Origin of the sequence: Lentibacillus salicampi, assembly GCF_004565465.1 — a bacterium.
In the GTDB taxonomy this organism is placed as follows: Bacteria; Bacillota; Bacilli; order Bacillales; family Amphibacillaceae; genus Lentibacillus; species Lentibacillus salicampi.
This window is the reverse complement of the sequence record NZ_SRHY01000003.1, coordinates 199,915-219,009: the sequence shown is the minus strand read 5'-3', so window position 1 is coordinate 219,009 and position 19,095 is coordinate 199,915. Positions and strand designations below refer to the sequence as shown.

The window sequence follows — 19,095 nt, the reverse complement described above, 5'->3', positions numbered from 1 at the left end:
CCGCCTTATTGTCAAGGACCGGATCTATTTCAGCTTATCCAATTGCTTCAAAAATCGTTTTGATTTGAGGTAGTAGCCGCCATACTGATCATAATAGGCATCCATGATATCACGAAGCAACTTTTTATTCCCTGGTTTTACTGAAATGGTTCCAACCCGTTCCAATTCAACTTCAGAAAATATATGAAATAAACGTGCCAGGTTATTCGGAAGTGCAATTGAATTTGGGTCAATCTGGTTACACCTTGTACAAAGCAAACCACCTTCAGCTATTGAAAAAGCGAAAGGACCATCTTGTTTGCCGCAGTTGACACATTGATCAACGGTAGGTGCAAAGCCGCCTTTCTTAAAAAGTTTCAGTTCATACATCATGATTGGGACGCTGGCATCGTCATGTTCGGCAATCCAATTCAATGTCTGAAACAACTGATCGAAAATGAACGGATCGGCTGAATGGGAATCCGTTAACTTATCCGTCAGCTCAACAATATAGGATGCATATGCTGTTTTAATAATATCCTCCCGAATGTGCCGCAGTGAATTGACAACATCACCTTGCTGCACTGTACTCAATCCGGAATTGAGATAGATGAAAAAGTCAGCATAAATGAATGGCTGCGTAACTGCAGCCATTCTGCTTTTTTGTTTTTTTGCGCCTCTGGCTATAGCAGAAATTTTTCCTGCTTTATCAGTGAATATCGTAACAATTTTGTGTGTTTCACCATAATCCTGTGTTTTCATAACAATACCCTGCATTTTTTCGAGCAAACCGTATCACCTTCTTAACAGTCCAGATGATGAAACTAGGATTTTGTATTCAGGGACGTCTTCTGTCCCTTCTGGTGATCCTCAGTCTGTACAACCGTTTCATTTTTTTCCAGCTCTTTCAGTAACAAATAAGTTTCAATGTTTCCTGTTTGACTAAATAATTTCCAGGTAAAGTCGATCACAAGAAACCCCGCCTTTCCATAATGTGTTCACTATTAGATTTTCCATAGGCGCTGAATCAATGAGTTTTAAAATTTACCATGTTTAATATTCGTCACTCCGGAAACCGAGTTCATGAAGCTGGGACGGTTTGTTCCGCCAATCTTTTCGGACCTTCACCCAAAGTTCAAGATATACTTTTGAACCGAGCAGTGTTTCAATATCTCTGCGAGCGTTTTTGCCGATATTTTTCAGCATTGAACCCTGTTTACCGATCACAATTCCTTTTTGTGTTTTGCGTTCGGTCACAACCGTTGCCTGGATAAAAACTGCATATGACGGTCTTTCTTCCATATTTTCAAGCACGACTGCTATGGAGTGTGGAACTTCTTCCCGCGTAAATTCCAGCACCTTTTCCCGTATAAGTTCACTGATAATGAATCGCTCCGGATGGTCGGTCACATGGTCTTCAGGATAATATTGCGGTCCTTCCGGGATATAATTTTTCAATTCACCAAGCAGATGGACCAGATTATCCCCCTTTAGTGCGGAAACAGGGATAATCGCTTCAAAATCATATTTATCCTTGTAATGGTCAATTAGAGGCAATAACTCGTCGGGGTGCACGAGGTCAATTTTATTGATGACCAGAAAAACCGGTCGCCTAACCTGCTGCAGCCGGTCCAATATATATTGGTCGCCTTTGCCATAACCTTCCTGGGCATTAATCATAAACAGTACGGCATCCACTTCATTTAAAGTGTCTTCAGCTACCTTCACCATGAAATCTCCTAAACGATGCTTTGGTTTATGAATTCCAGGTGTATCGATGAATACCATTTGCGCATCATCCGTCGTGAGCACTCCCTGGATGCGGTTTCGTGTTGTCTGCGCTTTATTACTCATGATCGCAATTTTTTGCCCGATCATCTGATTCATGAAAGTTGATTTTCCTACGTTTGGTCTGCCGATGATGGCAATAAACCCTGATTTAAAATTGTCTGCCATGTTGTAGCCTCCGGGTCATCATTGGAATATATTTTCTATTGATATTTTTTATCATACTATAAAATCAAGTACGTTTCATTCATTTGGACAAAACCTTTGAAAAGAACTGTTATTACAACAAAAAACGACAAGTAAAAAAACCTTCAGCTATGGAAGGTTATAACAGACGATCCTTTAAGGGGGCTTACACGAGTTCATAAATTTCGGGAAGAAAAACGAGCAGCCCCACAACAGCAGCAGTCATTGCAGATACTAAGACCGCACCTGCCGCCAGATCCTTGATCACTTTCGCATGCGGATGTATATCCGGTTTTAAATAATCCAGCATTTTTTCAATCGCTGTATTCAGCAATTCAACGGCTAACACGAAACCAATTGCGACGATAATCATCAACCATTTGATAACTGTCAAACGAAAGAAAATACCGGCCGAAATGACGGCAAAAGCTGTTATGAGGTGAATCCTGAAATTCCCCTCCGTTCGGGTAGCTGCTTTAATACCGTTCCAGGCATGGGAAAAACCAACTATCGATTGCCATTGTTTATCGCTCAACGCCAAATTCACTCAATATTTCATTTTGTTTCCCGAACATCTGTGTCTCGTCTTCTTTGTTCATATGATCATATCCAAGCAGATGCAGGAAGCCATGCACGGTTAGAAAACCCAGTTCTCTTTCCAGCGAATGACCGTATTCTTCTGCTTGCTCGCTTGCTTTATCGACCGAGATGACTATGTCCCCCAGAACAAGTGGAGGGTCTTCACCGATAATATCCACTTCATCACTTATTTTCTCCTGCATCGCAAACGAAATGACATCTGTCGGTCTATCCTGCTGACGATAGTTTCGATTGATTTCCTTCATTTCCGGATTACTTACAAACGAAACCGAGACTTCAGCCTGGCTGGCAACTGCTTCTTTTTCTGCTGCAAATACGAGCAAACGCTGCAACAAATCAATGTAATCGGCGGGTACGGATTTTGTCTGATCGTGAAAATCGATATGCATTATTTTGCCTCCTTCATAGGATATTGAATTCTCGAATGAAAAATTCCCTGTAATGTCTCACGAATGGTCTGATGCACTCGAGCCAATTCTTTCAAAGTAAGCGGACATTCGTTCAACTGTTCATCCATCAAACGGTCGTTTACAATCGATGCAACAATTTCGTCAATTTTCTCCTCTGTCGGTTCTTTTAACGACCTTACAGCTGCCTCTACAGCATCACAAATACAAATAACTGCTGCTTCCTTTGTTTGCGGTTTTGGCCCAGGATACCGAAAAGCTTCTTCCTTTTCATGTTTGTTTTTTTCCAGTTCTTTGTAATAAAAATATTTTAACAGCGTTGTGCCGTGATGCTGCATCGCAATATCAACAATCTCTGTCGGCAGCTTATGATCTTTAAGAATTGCAGCCCCATCGTATGGATGGTTGATGATAATGTCTGCGCTCTGTTTCGGATCCAACACATCATGCGGATTTTTAATAGACATTTGATTTTCAATAAAGTAATGGGGCATGACGGTCTTACCGATATCATGATAATATGCGCCGACCCGTGCCAGGAGGCCGTTTGCTCCGATAGATTCACATGCTGTCTCAGCCAAATTCGCCACCATCACCGAATGATGATAAGTTCCAGGGGCTTCAGTCAATATCTTCCGGAGCAGTGGCTGATTAGGCTTTGCAAGTGACAGTAACTTATAATCAGACAATATCCCCAGCCCAGTCTCAAAGAACGGCAGCAAACCAAGTGTCAGGACAACCGACGAAAACGCGGCAATGACACCGTAACCTGACAGCAGAAAAAAGTCAGGTAACGCATACTTTTCAATAGATAAGAATAAAAATAAAAGTATCACCATCATATTAATAGCAGTCATCCCGACACCCGCTTTTAACACAGCCAAACGATCCTTGACATTCCTGAGAAAAATGATGCCGGCCATCTGTGAGAATAAGAAATAAATACCTGCTTCCACATTAAGTGAACCGGGGATATGCCCATTAAACATAATACTTCCAAGAATCGCATATAAAATGGACAGAACAATTGCAAGTCTTTCATCCAGTAATTGCTTTACCAATAAAACCCCTGCAGCTGCAGGTACGGCAAAAAACAATTGATTGACAGAGGTTGTATACAAGCTGACGATTTTCATGAGTGCCAGAACAATGATACTGATAAAAAATATAGCAGCAAGTTGCTTTTTATCCAATTCCGCATTTTTCGCTAACATTTTCAGCTCATAAGTCAGAACAATCATCATGAGAATAATCAACAACACTAATCCAAAAACAGGAAATATATTCAGCTCGTCATCCAAAATACCGACGAGATCAAGCTCCTCATAAATTTCATTGGTAATAGTCTGCCCTTCCCTGACAATAACTTCACCAGCCCGGATAACGACAGGATCCACATTGCCGGCTGCTTCTTTACGGGCTTCAGCTGTTCGTTCAGCATCAAAAAAAGAATTTTCGGTAACAACAAATTCAGCTAAACCGGTCAATGTTGTTTTCATTTCAGGACTCAAATCTGAAAATTGAATGCTTTCCTCGACTTCAGTTTGTGCGCGTTGAATATTTTCAGCCCTTATGCCATTTTCCATCACGTCATTCACAGAACGGCTTAACAGTTTTCTGCCATCCTCAAGTTCCTCAGGTTCTGCGTTTAGCAGTTCATAAAGCAGACCATTATTGATTGATTCAGTTATTTCCGGCGATAACACCTCTTTCAACCTATCTAACTTATCCTCGGACCCTTGAGACCCTGTGACGTCATTTGTATTTTTATCTGCTGATTTCGGTATATTACGCTCTTTTTCAGCTTTATTCAACGTTGCAATCGCATCAAACACTTCTTGAATGTATGCTTCTCGTTCTTCCGTTATTTCACTGGAGATATTGAACCGGTCCTCTACAGATTGGACCGTTTTCCGTGTTTTCCGCTCGGTTTCCTGTTTATTTTCAATTGTTACGGGTGAACGGATTGTCTCTTCGGCACTTGTAAACCGTTCTATATCATATGTTTCGGTTAAAACGTTCGGGACGGTAACAAGAAAAAAGAAAATACCTATCAAAAGGACCGTTAAAATCACAACCCATCCAGACCAAATCCTCTTGATAAACAGATTCATGTTATGCAGCCATTTCATCATGATCCCTCCCGCAACCGTGAATTAATATAGAAATAAGACCCACTAACTCTGGGGTCTTACTCTTTCCTATCCGTTACTTTGCTTTTTCATAGGCATCAATGATTTTTTGCACTAACGGGTGGCGTACGACATCTGTTGCGTTAAAATGGACAAATGAGATGCCCTCCACTGACGCTAAAAGCCGGCTGGCGACCTGCAAACCCGATTGAGCCCCATTAGGCAGATCAATCTGGGTGATGTCACCATTAATAACCATTTTTGATCCAAATCCAAGCCGTGTCAAAAACATTTTCATTTGTTCAGGAGTAGTATTCTGAGCCTCGTCCAATATAACAAATGCATCATCAAGCGTCCTGCCGCGCATATACGCCAATGGTGCGATTTCAATCGTATCCCGTTCGATCAACCTTAACGTATGCTCACTGCCAAACACATCATGTAATGCGTCATATAAAGGCCGTAAATATGGATCCACTTTTTCCTTCAAGTCACCCGGCAGAAAACCTAAACTCTCTCCGGCTTCGACTGCAGGCCGTGTTAAAATAATCCGTTTCACTTCCCCATTTTTCAAGGCATTTACAGCCATAACAACGGCAAGATATGTTTTGCCGGTACCGGCCGGACCAATCCCGAAGACAAGATCGTCCGACTTGATGGCATCAATGTAGCGTTTCTGTCCCAATGTCTGGACACGGATTGATTTTCCATTTGCATTTTTGGTTATTTCATCTTCAAAAAGGGTTTCGAATTGGTTAATCTTTCCTTTTTTTGCCAGGTCAACAGCATAGACAACATCCCGTTCAGTAATATCCAGCCCTTTCCTGACAACCGACAATAAAGTCAGCAGAATTTCCTCAGCCAACTCGATGTTTTCATTACTACCCGAAACACTTACCTGTTCGCCTCTGGTAACGATTGAAACTTCCAGCAATTCTTCAATTTGTTTTAAGTATTTATCATTTATTCCAAACAAAGCCAACGCTTCATTTGGGTTCACTAGCTGTAACTCGATTGTTCTCAAGTTATTTGGCATAATCAATCTCCTTGGTCGATTGGTTCTTGTTTAACAATATCTTCTTCGACAGCTATATATAAGATTAATTTAACTTTACCATTCTCGGTGATTTCTTGCAAAATATTTTCTGAAACAATGTCTGCTTCAGGTCCCAGTCTTAATTGCAGTTCATTTTTAGCCTGCCTGATCCCAATATCAATCGCTTCTGATTTGCTCCGCTCAGCTTTGTGATAGGTCTTTTCGCTTAAAGTTGTTTCCATTAAAGATATCGGCAAGTTCCATTTGAACAAATAAAGATCTTTCTCATAACGTTCACGGTGAATCTTATGATACTCTGGTTCGCCAAATCCCCACACAGGGAATTCAACACCACCGATTTTTAAATGGTATTTCGTTTCTTTATTGCCAGTCAAACGCTCATGATTTGCTTTCAGGGGCACCGTCACCTCTGTTTCATACCACGTTTTAGCAATAACTTCCCCCTCTGCAGCAATTGGCTCATAGTTCTTGTCCTTTTTTTCATCATCCTCCTCATTTTCGTCTGCAAATTGGATATCTCCCGAAACAAGCAAGTCCCCCGGCTCGACATAATCATTCACTTGTACTCTGGGCTGCCCCTTGGAAACGTACATGTTTTCAATGACACCCTTTTTGGAAGCCACAAGATTTCGCGGACCTTCAACTTCTTCTTCTTCAACGATTGTCTTCTCGACCCCTTCCAGAATATAGCTTGTCCCATTTTGTTGAACGCCCACCCACAGCAATTCAGGTATATCATTGATTAAACGCTGCTGAATATTACTTGGAGAATCTAAAGTGAACGTCCAAGTGCCTTGATGGATACCATATTCTGTAAGTTGATCACTAATTTTCTCTTCAATATCCCTCGGGACGTTGGTGATTCTGACCTCCCAAATAATATTGGACAGGAAAAAAACAAGCAGTATACTTAATAAAAGACCAATAACCAGTTCTTTTTTTCGGGTGAAACTTTTTAATAAGAATGGAAAACCGCGCTTATTTGTAAACGTTAACTTATAATGCGTCCCGCGTTTTACCTGCTTTAACTGGGAAAGATCTCTTAATTTAATATTTCCGGCACAGGCCGTATCTGATTTTTTCTTCACATTCCAAACGAGGATATCCCGCTCAATACATTTCTGAAAGAATAATTCCGGATCCTTCCCTCTTACTAGGATAGTTATAAAACCCATCATTGAAGAACCTTGTATATGTTTCATTTCCTCCTCCTCAAATTGGTTTACTCAGGTATATGGTGAATCTTTACTGCTATTAAAGAACAAAGACTAAAAGCTCCACGTCAGTCGCCAACACCTCCCGGGACCTGCATCGGGCAGGCCCGAACAGAATCGGACATCACTGGCAATTGATTTCGTCAAATCGTCATCGACACTGACTCAAGTATTTGAGGCGGGGGTGTTATTTCCGGTTACACCGGGATAAATTTCACTTCCTCTATCGTGCCTTCAAGTAATATTTCTTCAGGTAGCATCATTTTTAATACAAATGCGGATCCGGTTATTTGAATATAACCTTTGTTGGATTTAAGTCTCAATTCTGTGTCAGAATAAACGACTAAACCCTGATGATTCTCAATATAGACATGAAGCTGTCCAATCATCGTAATCCTGGGCAGCTCCATCATGACATCAGAAGGAAGTGAAAAATATTTTGATAACCATGGCCTAATCTGCTGTTGCCATTTCTTCACTGATGAGGCCCCCTCTCACAATATGTTTATGAAATTAGTAGAAGGATAAGAACAAAAAAAGAACCAATATCGGGCAGTTTTCCAGTCTGCCTGATATTGGTTCAAGTACATTCAATTTCTGTTTTTTCGTTGGGCGATAATACTGCGATATGGTTTAACAGCTCTAGGCTGCCCCAAAACCTCAGACATCATCACACCATTGATGACACCGGAGCGCGTTAAACTCCTCTTCATGCTTCTTTTTAATTTTTCTTGTTCAACAGCTAGACCGTTCTCCGATTTACGGGGGTCATACCGGATGGTTGCATCATGTTCAAGTTCTGGTTCCTGAGATTGATATGGCATGGTGTTCATCCGTTCAGCCAGTTGTTTGCGCTGTTCGTACTCCTGCTCTTCTATGGAGGAAGCAGACGGCTGGGAACCAGATTCATTCTGTCGTTCCCATGTGCTGCTGCTGCTTCCTCCACCGCCAGAAGGAGTTGGTGTTGGCCTTGGCGGATTGTTGCGGCGTTTCGGAATAGGTGAATCTGAATCACTGTTATCTTTGAAAAGGCCTGAAAGCGCTGCAACGATACCAAGAATGACTAAAATGAATTCCATCGTAAACCTCCTTGGTCATTAGCCGACACTTTACTGGTTATTGTTATTATCGTCATTTTCTTCATTATCCTGTGTCAGTTTTCCGATTGTATCACGCATGTCAGTATCAGCATCAATGTTCTTGTAGTTCATATAATCCATGACACCCATATTACCAGAACGTAATGCTTCTGCGAGTGCGCGCGGCACATCAGCTTCAGCCTCAACAACTTTTGCACGCATTTCTTCAACGCGGGCAACCATTTCCTGCTCTTGGGCAACAGCCATGGCGCGTCTTTCTTCCGCTTTGGCTTGAGCGATATTTTTATCCGCCTCAGCCTGATCGGTCTGCAGAATAGCTCCGATGTTTTTCCCGATATCCACATCGGCAATATCGATCGACAGAATTTCAAATGCTGTCCCAGAGTCCAGACCTCTGCCTAATACATTGTGAGAAATAGAGTCAGGATTCTCCAAAACAGCTGTATGTGCCTCCGAACTCCCGATGGTACTGACAACCCCTTCACCGACGCGGGCAATAACTGTTTCTTCCCCAGCGCCGCCGACGAGCCGGTCTATATTGGCCCGAACCGTGATACGTGCTTTCGCCTTTACTTCAATACCATCCATCGCAATACCTGCAATAAACGGTGTCTCAATCACTTTTGGATTGACACTCATTCCCACAGCTTCCAGGACATCCCGTCCGGCCAAATCGATGGCCGCGGTCCGTTCAAATGATAGTTCAATATTAGCTCTGTGAGCGGCAATCAGGGCATTGACGACTCTGTCAACATTCCCCCCTGCAAGATAATGGCTTTCCAGTTGATTCGTTGTTACGTTCAACCCTGCCTTATGTGCTTTAATCAGCGGATTAATAACCCTTGCTGGTACAACCCGTCGCAAACGCATACCAACAAGTGTGAAAATACCAACTTTTACACCCGCTGCCAGAGCGCTGATCCACAACATCACTGGAATAAACGTTAGTAATATTGCCAGAACAATAATAATGATTGCGATGATAATAATCGGCATCAATTGTTCAAGACCCATAGATATTCCTCCTATTTATCTCTTGTTTATACTTCCCTTACAACGATACGAACGCCTTCTACTTTAATGACTTTAATCAGTTTATTTTTATCAATAAACCCTCCCTCTGTTACAACATCCAATCTTTCATCTCCAACCAATGCACTGCCTGATGGACGCAGGGGGGTCACCGTTCTACCCTCCAATCCGATTAATTCCAAACGGTTTTCAGAGGAAACATAACCCAAATTTGTCGACGTCTGACTCGTCAATACCATACGACGGAAGAATCCTTTATCCCCTCCCATCGTTTTAAATAAGATGATTGAAGCAATAATGGTGACAATAAACGCAATACCAATGCTCATTGCCATATGTCCAATATCCTGACCGGACATGATGAGAGATGCGATAATTGCTCCAACACCTATTAAACCTGCAATACCACCCGGCAAGAATAACTCCGCGATGACTAAACCAACACCCAGGATTAATAATATGATGGCTTCCATCCCTGCCAGACCCGCAACCAAGTGTCCGTAAAAGAACAGAATTAATGCCAGTACCCCCATGATACCTGGAAGTCCAAATCCGGGAGAAAATAATTCAATAACCAAACCAAGACTGGCAATCGACAGCAAAATGGGAACCACAACAGGATTGGTGATGAGCCGGGCAATTCGCTCAGAAATCGTCATTTCTTTTTCAACAATGGTTGCCTCTTGAAGTCCCAAATCTCCCAGAACCTCTTCACGGGTTTCAGCTGTACCATTTGAATACCCGACTTCCTCGGCTGAACCGGGGCCTAATGTCAGGTACTTGCCTTCTTCAGCAGCATATTCCGGCAAGTCAATACTTGGATCTGTCATTGCTGCGGCATACAGCGAATCTCTTCCCTTTGATTCTGCAGCGCTTTTCATTGCTGACAGCCATGCTGATTGGGCTTTTTTGTCTGCAGCTGTACCGTCCTGGGTAATAACGCCGCTTGCTCCCATCGTCGCATGCGGTTTCATGTAAATATTATCCATATTTAGTGCAATATAGGACCCCGCAGATAAAGCCCGGTTAACAATATATGCTGTCGTTTCAAATTCCATATTTTGCAGTAATTCACCAATTTGTTCAGCAGCATCAACAGCGCCGCCCGGGGTATCAATTTCAAAAATAATATGGTCGGCACCTTCCTGTTCTGCCTCTTTCGTGGTCCGGGTCAGGAAAGCTTCGAGTCCTTTTTCCACTTCGTCCTCAACCGGAATAACATAAACACGTTTCCCGCCGCCGTGTTCTTCAGCGTGGGAAGAAGATACCATGCTAAATAAGGAACCTATTACAATAAGTACCAATGTCAACACTTTGAGCAGCCTGCATCTGTCATACAATCTATCCCCCCTCTCTATTGGTCCTGACAATCATTCCTACGTTACATATGTGTAAATGGTTTCAATTTATCCCGCCTTAACGAGCCGTAAGACCCCATTACAAAATTAGAGGTGAAAACCAAAAAGATAAATGGGGGGAAACTGCCCATAAATGACCGATGTTATTCAGGCCTGGAAGATGCAGGTCACAAAGAAGTTGCGATTGACGTTGCGAACTTAGCCTTTGTTCCTTTATTTCAGTGCGGGGGTGGAAGGGTCCCCCGCTAAGTGAAGTTTCACTTTATTTACCTTATCGTAACATAATCACATCGAGGTTGGTAATTCTCTGTTAAAAGTTGATGGCTGTCACGTTATCCCAACATGGTAAAAGGTCTTGCCCCATGTGGCAAGACCTTTGAAAAATCAATTTAAATGTTTTTGAACAAGCTTATTGACCTGTGCACCGTCTGCCTGTCCTTTGACTTTAGGCATGAGCGTGCTCATGACGTTGCCCATGTCCTGCTTGGAAGATGCATTAACTTCCTTGATTGTGTCCTTGACTATCTTCTCCAGCTCTTCTTCTGTAAGCTGCTGGGGCATATATACCTGAACAACGTCTATTTCCATTTCAAGTTTGTCAACAAGGTCATCGCGTCCAGCCGATTTAAATTCCTGGAGGGAATCCTTCCTTTGCTTCAGCTCTCTTGAGAGTACTGATAACTCCTCGTCCTCTGAAAGATTTTTATTACCAAGTTTAATTGATTCATTTTGCAATGAAGCTTTTAGCATGCGTATGACCGCAAGCTTATCCTTTTCCTTACTTTTCATAGCTTGCTTCATGTCCTGGTTCAGTTGTTCAACTAATGTCATGGACCCCGCACCTTCTTTACTATTTGCGTTTTCTGGCAGCTTCAGACTTTCTCTTGCGTCGTACGCTAGGTTTTTCATAATGTTCCCGCTTACGATATTCCTTCAATGTACCGCTTTTGGATACGTTGCGTTTAAAGCGACGAAGAGCATCTTCAAGAGACTCGTTTTTACGAACGCGAGTTGTATTTGACATGCTAATTTCCCTCCCTCCGAAGCACAAAACAAAAAATAATAGCAAAAACATGTATAACATACCACATGTCTTTGCTAATTATAATATACCAGGGCAGTCCAGGTCAACTTAAATATTACTAAATAACCTAATTTGGTCATCCATTAATAGTCTGAGCTGCCTGTTTCCCCTGCTATAATATCAACACCAGCACTTGCACCAATCCGTGTTGCACCAGCGTCAATCATGGATTTTGTTGATTCAGGATCACGGACGCCGCCGGAGGCTTTGACTCCCAAGTCGCTGCCAACTGTCTCACGCATTAACTTAATATCTTCTACAGTGGCGCCACCACCGGAAAAGCCTGTAGACGTTTTGACAAAGTCAGCTCCAGCTGTTTTAGCTATCTTGCATGCCCGTACTTTTTCATCAGTTGTCAGCAAGGCGGTCTCAATAATCACTTTGGTTAAAGCATTGCTTTTTGCTGCTTCCACAACGGCTTCAATATCCCGCTGTACTGCTTCATCATTCTTTGACTTCAGTTCACCGACATTAATCACCATGTCGACCTCTGTCGCGCCATCCTGAATGGCTTGCTTCGTCTCGAACACTTTGGCTTCTGTTGATGTGGCACCCAATGGAAATCCGATGACAGTACACACTTTCACATCAGTGTCTTTCAAATTGTCATAACAATATGGTACCCAGTACGGATTGACACAAACAGAAGCAAAACCATGTTCCCTTGCTTCATTAACAATCTGAGTAATTTTTTCTTTCGTTGTATCAGGTTTCAATTGTGTATGATCAATGTAGTCTGCAAGATTAATACGCATATCTTTCTTCCTCCCAGCTTTGGTTGTTCGCATCCCTTACTCATCTTAGCATTGGATGCGGAGAGAAAATCCCCGGTAAGCTCCGGGAATTAAGAAGTCACTTCAATCCTTCCACTTGCAGTATCGTCCATAATTCTTACAAATTTACCTTGATTATAAGGGTAGCCCGACCGGGTGATTTTTACGCGCACAATTTTTCCAATTAAGTCTTTTGTTCCGTTAAACCGCACTTTCAAATAATTATCAGTGTACCCTTCCAGTATATTTTCCTCAGTTTCATGCACATGCTCTTCCGGTATAACTTCGAGTACTTCATCTTCATAACCGGATGCATACTCTTTCGCGAGTTGATCTGACAGTTCAATCATTTTGTTGACACGCTCGTTTTTGACTTCAGCATCAACCTGATCTGTCATGTGCGCAGCCGGCGTTCCTGTCCGTCTGGAAAATGGAAAAACATGAAGCTCTGAATAGCCAACATCTTTAATAAACTGATATGTTTCCATGAATTCCTCTTCTGTTTCACCCGGGAAGCCAACAATAACGTCTGATGTAATCGCAAGTCCGGGGAGTGCCTGACGGATCTTATCAACTTTCTGCTTATAATACGCCGTTGAATATTTTCGGCGCATACGGTGCAGCACCGAGTCTGATCCAGCCTGGAGGGGAATGTGTAAATGACGGACGATTTTCTCGGATTTATCCAGTACATCGATAACTTCATCGGTGATTTGACTGGCTTCAATTGATGAAATACGAATTCGCTTCAGACCGTCCACCCTTACTTCCAAATCTTGCAGCAATTTAGCAAAATTATAATCATTCAAGTCTTCTCCATAACCTGCCGTATGAATCCCGGTCAGGACGATTTCCTTATACCCTGCGTCCACGAGATTTTGCGCCTGATTGATGACATTCTCAGGTTCTCTTGACCGAAGTAGACCTCTCGACCATGGAATGATACAAAATGTACAGAAGTTATTACACCCTTCCTGAATCTTCAAAGATGCGCGTGTACGATCCGTAAATTCAGGCACGTCCATTTCTTCAAAGACACGATTTTTCATGATGTTAGTGACACCATTGACCGGTTTCCGTGTCTTCTGGTGTTCCTCAATGTAGTCAATCATCTTTTTTCTGTTTTGTGTTCCGACAATCACATCGACACCAGGAATCTCCATGATCTCTCCCGGGGATGTCTGTGCATAGCAACCTGTCACACAGATAACGGCATCCGGATTCTTGCGGACTGCTCTTCTGATAACCTGTCTGCTCTTCTTGTCACCTGTATTGGTTACAGTACAGGTATTAATAACATATATATCAGACTGACGGTCAAAGTCAACACGCTCATATCCATTGTCCTTAAACATGTTCCAGATGCCTTCCGTTTCATAGTGATTCACTTTACATCCCAAGGTATGAAAAGCTACTGTTGACATTATGTACACCTCAATTCTTCAAAATGATACGAAATACTTGCCAATGCATAAAGGGCTGCTGTTTCGGTACGCAAAATACGCGGCCCTAACCGGACTGGGGTAAAGTCATGCTGTTTGAGCACTGCAGCTTCCTGCTTGGAAAAGCCGCCTTCTGGTCCAATCACAATGAACACCCGGTCACCCGGGCCCATTTTGCTGACAGCCATGCCGAATGACTGAAACACTTCAGTTTTTGCCTCTTCCTCATACGCGAATAATTTTACGTTATAGTCAGTACTTTGTTTCACTAATTCAGTCAGCGGTGTTACCGGTTTAATGGATGGAATCTTATTGCGGTGACTCTGCTCACTTGCCTCTTTAATAATTTTCCTATAACGGTTCATCTTCTTTTCCGACTTTTGGTGATCCCAGACCACCACTGATCGGTCTGCCTGGACCGGGATAAACGCAGCGGCGCCAAGCTCGGTTCCTTTTTGAAGCACCCATTCCAGCTTGTCACTCTTAGGCAGCCCCTGTGCGATGGTTACATCAAGCGGCAGTTCGGATGATTCCTCAAGCCACTCGCTGATAACTGTATGAATTTGATCCTTTCCGATGTCCGTAATCCGACAGATCGCAGCGTCTCCATTCGGATGATTACAAATTATTTTATTTCCTGGACGAGATCTTATAACACGGCTGATATGGTGCACATCATCCCCTGTAATGATAACCTGGCTATCTATCCAGTTTTCCGCTGGTACAAAGTAACGCTGCAAATCATGCACCACTTTTCTCCTGAGTCTTCTGGGCAACAATCGATACCCAGTCTTCCAATTCATTGATGGCGACGATCCGAAAACCCGCTTGTTCCAGCTCATCGTTTACCATTTGTTTTTTAGCCTGAATAATACCGGACGTAATGAAAATACCATCCGGTTTCAGATTTTTCCATGCATCGGCAATGAAAGTGACAATAATTTCAGCCAAAATATTCGATACAATGATATCTGCCTGCATATCCACACGATCAAGCAAATTGTTCTGTTTCGGAATCACGTTGTCTGCTATTTGGTTTAACCTGGTATTCATTTGTGTGCTTTTAACGGCAACGTCATCCAGATCAAAAGCATGAACTTCTTTAGCCCCAAGTAAAACGCAAGCAATACTCAGCACACCGGAACCGGACCCTACATCGATGGCAAAATCATTTTTGGTTATGTATTGCTCGATAGCCTGGATACTCAGCATTGTAGTTGGATGTGTGCCCGTTCCAAATGCCATCCCGGGGTCTAGTTCAATTACCACTTCATCAGTTGCTGCTCGCTCATATTCTTCCCAGGTTGGAATAATTGTAATCTTTTCTGAAACTTTAACAGGTTTATAGTACTTTTTCCAAGCTGTTGACCAGTCTTCTTCGTCTATTTCGTTTAAGGTTATCTCATTCCTGCCCAAGTCAATATCATACAACCGCAGACGATTGACTGCCTGCCTGATTTCATCCACTGTTTCATCCAGAGAGCTGTTAACAGGCAAATAGGCCTTAAGATACACGCCCTCTTTGGGGTATTCATCCGGATTTAATTCATAAACTTCTCCAAAGAAGGAATCCCGTTCTTTGATCAAATCAACCGGGTCCTCAATTACGACACCACTGGCGCCTGATTCATGCATAATATTGGAAATAGGTTCGACAGCTTCATTTGTTGTATGAATACGTATTTCAGACCAATTCACAATCATCCACCCGTCTTCTGAAAATATTATAGAAATGACCTATGTAAATGGTGCTCGGAGCACAGCACCATATTTAACTTTTAAAAGCATTTTTAAACCGTTGGAACAATGAATCTTGTTCATCCGTTGTTTCATTTCCACCAATCTCATTGAATTCCCGTAGTAATTCTTTCTGATGTTCGGTAAGCTTGCTTGGTGTCACAACCCTCACTTGGACATGTTGATCCCCATGACCATAACCGCGAACATTTGGGGCGCCCTTTCCTTTTAAGCGGAAAACTTTTCCGGTTTGAGTACTCGCAGGTATTGTCAGCATTACTTTCCCGTGCACTGTTGGTACCTCAACTTCATCACCAAGAGCGGCCTGAGCAAATGTGATCGGTAATTCACAGTAAATATGATCCCCTTCCCGTTCAAAAAACTCATGGGAACGTACTTGAATAACAACAAATAAATCGCCTGGAGGGCCTCCGTTCACACCAGGTTCACCTTTACCCGCAACTCTGATTTGTTGCCCTTCGTCAATACCTTTAGGGATGGAAATGTGAATATTTTTATGCTTTTTAACTTTGCCTGAACCGCCACACGTACTGCACTTTTCCGGAATGATCTTACCGGTACCATTGCAGTGATGGCATACACGCCGGTTCACCACACGGCCGAACGGCGTATTTTGTTCCGTATTTAATTGACCTGACCCTTGACAGTGTGAACATGTTTCGGCTTTAGTGCCAGGTTTTGCACCTGATCCGTTACATGTATCACATTCCTCTTCTTTTGGTATGTTGATATCCGCTTCTTTTCCAAAAATCGCTTCTTCAAATCCCAGGGTCATGGTGTATTGTAAATCAGCGCCTTGTTGCGGAGCATTGGGATCACGCCGGCGGCCGCCGCCAAAGAACATATCAAATATATCGCCAAAACCACCGAAGTCACCAAAGTCCTGTGCACCTCCGAAACCGCCTTGACCTTGTGCACCTGCATGACCAAACTGATCATATTGAGCTTTCTTTTGATCGTTACTCAAGACTTCATAAGCTTCTTTTGCTTCCTTAAATTTATCAGCTGCATTTTCCTCATCACTGACATCCGGATGATACTTTCTTGCCAGTTTACGATAAGCTTTCTTTATCTCATCTTTAGAAGCGTCCTTATCGACGCCGAGCACTTCGTAATAGTCACGCTTACTCACTTGTGAATCACTCTCCCGACACTATTGCATACAGTTTATCATATCATCATTTCCATTCTTATGGCAAATTCCTGAGTGAGTGAAAAAAGTCAAAGTCAAGAGAGTCCTGACTTTGACTTCGGCCTACAGGATGTAGTTCAGTTCGACATTGCCATATGACGTGGCACTCTTAGTCAAACTTCCTTTGCCTATTTGATATTGATCGTTATTTTTTGTCTTCTTCGTCGTCCACTTCTTTGTAGTCAGCATCCACGACGTCTTCATCAGAAGAACCTTGGTCTTCACCTTGTTGTTCTTGATTGTCCTGCTGTTCTTGTGCCATTTGTTCATACATTTTAACCGAAAGCTGCTGCACTTGTTCCTGCAGTGCATCTTTCTTTTCCCTGATTTGTTCAAGATCATCAGATTCAATCGCTTTTTGCAGTTCTTCTTTTGCTTCTTCTGCTTTTTGTTTTTCTTCATCCGTTACATTGTCACCGAGGTCTTTAATGGTTTTGTCTGTCGTAAAGACTAGTTGATCAGCTTCATTGCGCAGATCCGCTTCCTCACGACGTTTTTTATCTTCTTCTGCGTTTTCTTCGGCTTCTTTAACCATTTGATCCACTTCATCATCTGATAAACCTGAAGAAGATTTGATGGTAATGGATTGTTCTTTATTCGTTCCTTTATCTTTTGCGCTGACATTCACAATACCGTTCGCATCAATATCAAATGTTACTTCGATTTGTGGAACACCGCGTGGTGCAGGCGGTATGTCGGTCAACTGGAAACGTCCCAGCGTTTTGTTGTCTGCAGCCATCTCCCGTTCACCTTGCAGGACATGGATATCCACCGCTGTTTGGTTATCTGCTGCAGTTGAAAACACTTGTGATTCACTTGTCGGGATTGTTGTATTCCGTTCAATTAATTTTGTTGAGACACTTCCCATTGTTTCGATACCCAATGACAGTGGTGTTACGTCAAGCAATACAACATCTTTGACATCGCCTTGCAATACCCCACCTTGGATAGCTGCACCCAAAGCCACGACTTCGTCAGGGTTAACGCCTTTTGAAGGGTCTTTGCCTGTTTCGCGTTTGATTGCTTCCTGGACAGAAGGAATCCGTGTTGAACCACCAACCAGGATAACTTTATGAATGTCTTTTGCTGAAAGTCCGGCATCTTTTAATGCTTTACGGGTTGGCTGCATGGTGCGTTCAACCAGTTCTGTTGAAAGTTCATCAAATTTAGCCCGTGTCATGTTCATTTCCAAATGCAGTGGCCCACTCTCGCCAGCCGTAATAAAAGGCAGTGAAATTTGCGTTTGCGTTACACCTGACAGTTCTTTTTTGGCTTTTTCAGCTGCATCTTTCAAACGCTGTTTTGCCATTTTATCCTGTGAAAGATCGATACCATGTTCTTTTCTGAATTCCTGAACCATGTAATCCATGATGACCTCATCAAAATCGTCCCCGCCGAGGCGGTTGTCACCGGCAGTCGAAACAACTTCAAATGTGCCGTCACCAATATCAAGGATTGATACGTCAAACGTACCGCCGCCCAAGTCATATACAAGAATTGTCTGATCCTGGTCTTCTTTGTCAATCCCATAGGCCAATGATGCTGCTGTTGGCTCGTTGATGATACGTTCAACTTCCATACCGGCGATCTTTCCGGCATCTTTGGTCGCTTGACGTTCTGCATCATTGAAGTATGCCGGAACTGTAATAACCGCTTTATCCACAGTGTCTCCAAGGTATTCTTCAGCATATGACTTTAAATGTTGCAGGATGATGGCTGAGACTTCCTGAGGTGTATATTCTTTCTCATCAATTGTAACTTTATAGTCAGTACCCATATGGCGTTTAATTGATTGGATCGTATCAGGATTGGTAATGGCCTGACGCTTTGCCACCTCACCAACCTGCCGTTCACCATTTTTAAAAGCAACAACTGATGGTGTTGTTCGGTTCCCTTCAGGATTTGGTATAATGACGGATTCGCTGCCTTCCATCACTGCCACAGCTGAATTTGTCGTACCTAAGTCAATTCCGATTATTTTTCCCATAATCAA

Annotated in this window: 20 protein-coding genes; all 20 read right to left on the bottom strand. The window is 42.7% G+C overall.

Features of this window, described 5'->3' with window-relative positions; all coding sequences use genetic code 11:
- Positions 1 to 24 precede the first annotated feature (24 nt).
- Positions 25 to 768, bottom strand: a complete 744-nt coding sequence (gene recO / locus E4U82_RS04540; protein WP_135108887.1) for a DNA repair protein RecO — start codon at positions 766 to 768, stop codon at positions 25 to 27.
- Positions 769 to 803: 35 nt separating this feature from the next.
- Positions 804 to 950 carry a YqzL family protein gene (locus E4U82_RS04535; protein WP_135108886.1) on the bottom strand — a complete coding sequence of 49 codons (147 nt, stop codon included), beginning with the start codon at positions 948 to 950 and terminating at the stop codon, positions 804 to 806.
- Positions 951 to 1,032: 82 nt separating this feature from the next.
- Positions 1,033 to 1,935, bottom strand: a complete 903-nt coding sequence (era, locus tag E4U82_RS04530) for a GTPase Era (RefSeq protein WP_135108885.1) — start codon at positions 1,933 to 1,935, stop codon at positions 1,033 to 1,035.
- Positions 1,936 to 2,119: 184 nt separating this feature from the next.
- Positions 2,120 to 2,488, bottom strand: a complete 369-nt coding sequence (locus E4U82_RS04525; protein WP_135108884.1) for a diacylglycerol kinase family protein — start codon at positions 2,486 to 2,488, stop codon at positions 2,120 to 2,122.
- On the bottom strand, positions 2,478 to 2,942 hold the full coding sequence (gene ybeY, locus E4U82_RS04520; protein ID WP_135108883.1) for an rRNA maturation RNase YbeY: 465 nt from the start codon (positions 2,940 to 2,942) through the stop codon (positions 2,478 to 2,480). The genes E4U82_RS04525 and ybeY overlap by 11 nt, the downstream gene beginning before the upstream one ends.
- Positions 2,942 to 5,092, bottom strand: coding sequence for an HD family phosphohydrolase (locus tag E4U82_RS04515; protein WP_135108882.1), 2,151 nt, complete (start codon positions 5,090 to 5,092; stop codon positions 2,942 to 2,944). The genes ybeY and E4U82_RS04515 overlap by 1 nt, the downstream gene beginning before the upstream one ends.
- Positions 5,093 to 5,168: 76 nt before the next feature.
- Positions 5,169 to 6,128, bottom strand: coding sequence for a PhoH family protein (locus tag E4U82_RS04510; RefSeq protein WP_135108881.1), 960 nt, complete (start codon positions 6,126 to 6,128; stop codon positions 5,169 to 5,171).
- 2 nt (positions 6,129 to 6,130) lie between these two features.
- Positions 6,131 to 7,351, bottom strand: coding sequence for a sporulation protein YqfD (gene yqfD / locus E4U82_RS04505; protein ID WP_135108880.1), 1,221 nt, complete (start codon positions 7,349 to 7,351; stop codon positions 6,131 to 6,133).
- Between the two features lie 209 nt (positions 7,352 to 7,560).
- The gene (gene yqfC / locus E4U82_RS04500) at positions 7,561 to 7,842 is read right to left on the bottom strand and encodes a sporulation protein YqfC (RefSeq protein WP_135108879.1); all 282 of its coding nucleotides are present in this window, start codon (positions 7,840 to 7,842) and stop codon (positions 7,561 to 7,563) included.
- A 111-nt stretch (positions 7,843 to 7,953) separates the two neighbouring features.
- On the bottom strand, positions 7,954 to 8,442 hold the full coding sequence (locus E4U82_RS04495) for a hypothetical protein (RefSeq protein WP_135108878.1): 489 nt from the start codon (positions 8,440 to 8,442) through the stop codon (positions 7,954 to 7,956).
- A gap of 30 nt (positions 8,443 to 8,472) precedes the next feature.
- On the bottom strand, positions 8,473 to 9,477 hold the full coding sequence (gene floA / locus E4U82_RS04490) for a flotillin-like protein FloA (RefSeq protein WP_135108877.1): 1,005 nt from the start codon (positions 9,475 to 9,477) through the stop codon (positions 8,473 to 8,475).
- A gap of 26 nt (positions 9,478 to 9,503) precedes the next feature.
- Positions 9,504 to 10,766 carry an NfeD family protein gene (locus tag E4U82_RS04485; protein WP_167751329.1) on the bottom strand — a complete coding sequence of 421 codons (1,263 nt, stop codon included), beginning with the start codon at positions 10,764 to 10,766 and terminating at the stop codon, positions 9,504 to 9,506.
- Positions 10,767 to 11,237: 471 nt separating this feature from the next.
- On the bottom strand, positions 11,238 to 11,684 hold the full coding sequence (locus E4U82_RS04480) for a GatB/YqeY domain-containing protein (RefSeq protein ID WP_135108875.1): 447 nt from the start codon (positions 11,682 to 11,684) through the stop codon (positions 11,238 to 11,240).
- Positions 11,685 to 11,703: 19 nt separating this feature from the next.
- On the bottom strand, positions 11,704 to 11,877 hold the full coding sequence (rpsU, locus tag E4U82_RS04475) for a 30S ribosomal protein S21 (protein ID WP_135108874.1): 174 nt from the start codon (positions 11,875 to 11,877) through the stop codon (positions 11,704 to 11,706).
- 143 nt (positions 11,878 to 12,020) lie between these two features.
- Positions 12,021 to 12,692: a deoxyribose-phosphate aldolase gene (deoC, locus tag E4U82_RS04470; RefSeq protein ID WP_135108873.1), complete on the bottom strand. Its 672-nt coding sequence runs from the start codon at positions 12,690 to 12,692 to the stop codon at positions 12,021 to 12,023.
- Between the two features lie 89 nt (positions 12,693 to 12,781).
- Positions 12,782 to 14,134, bottom strand: coding sequence for a tRNA (N(6)-L-threonylcarbamoyladenosine(37)-C(2))-methylthiotransferase MtaB (gene mtaB, locus E4U82_RS04465; protein WP_135108872.1), 1,353 nt, complete (start codon positions 14,132 to 14,134; stop codon positions 12,782 to 12,784).
- On the bottom strand, positions 14,134 to 14,892 hold the full coding sequence (locus tag E4U82_RS04460) for a 16S rRNA (uracil(1498)-N(3))-methyltransferase (RefSeq protein ID WP_135108922.1): 759 nt from the start codon (positions 14,890 to 14,892) through the stop codon (positions 14,134 to 14,136). The genes mtaB and E4U82_RS04460 overlap by 1 nt, the downstream gene beginning before the upstream one ends.
- Position 14,893: 1 nt before the next feature.
- The gene (gene prmA, locus E4U82_RS04455) at positions 14,894 to 15,850 is read right to left on the bottom strand and encodes a 50S ribosomal protein L11 methyltransferase (RefSeq protein WP_135108871.1); all 957 of its coding nucleotides are present in this window, start codon (positions 15,848 to 15,850) and stop codon (positions 14,894 to 14,896) included.
- Positions 15,851 to 15,923: 73 nt separating this feature from the next.
- A complete protein-coding gene (dnaJ, locus tag E4U82_RS04450; RefSeq protein ID WP_135108870.1) occupies positions 15,924 to 17,042 on the bottom strand; it encodes a molecular chaperone DnaJ in 1,119 nt (372 codons plus the stop codon).
- Between the two features lie 205 nt (positions 17,043 to 17,247).
- Positions 17,248 to 19,089: a molecular chaperone DnaK gene (gene dnaK / locus E4U82_RS04445; RefSeq protein WP_135108869.1), complete on the bottom strand. Its 1,842-nt coding sequence runs from the start codon at positions 19,087 to 19,089 to the stop codon at positions 17,248 to 17,250.
- Positions 19,090 to 19,095: the final 6 nt, after the last annotated feature.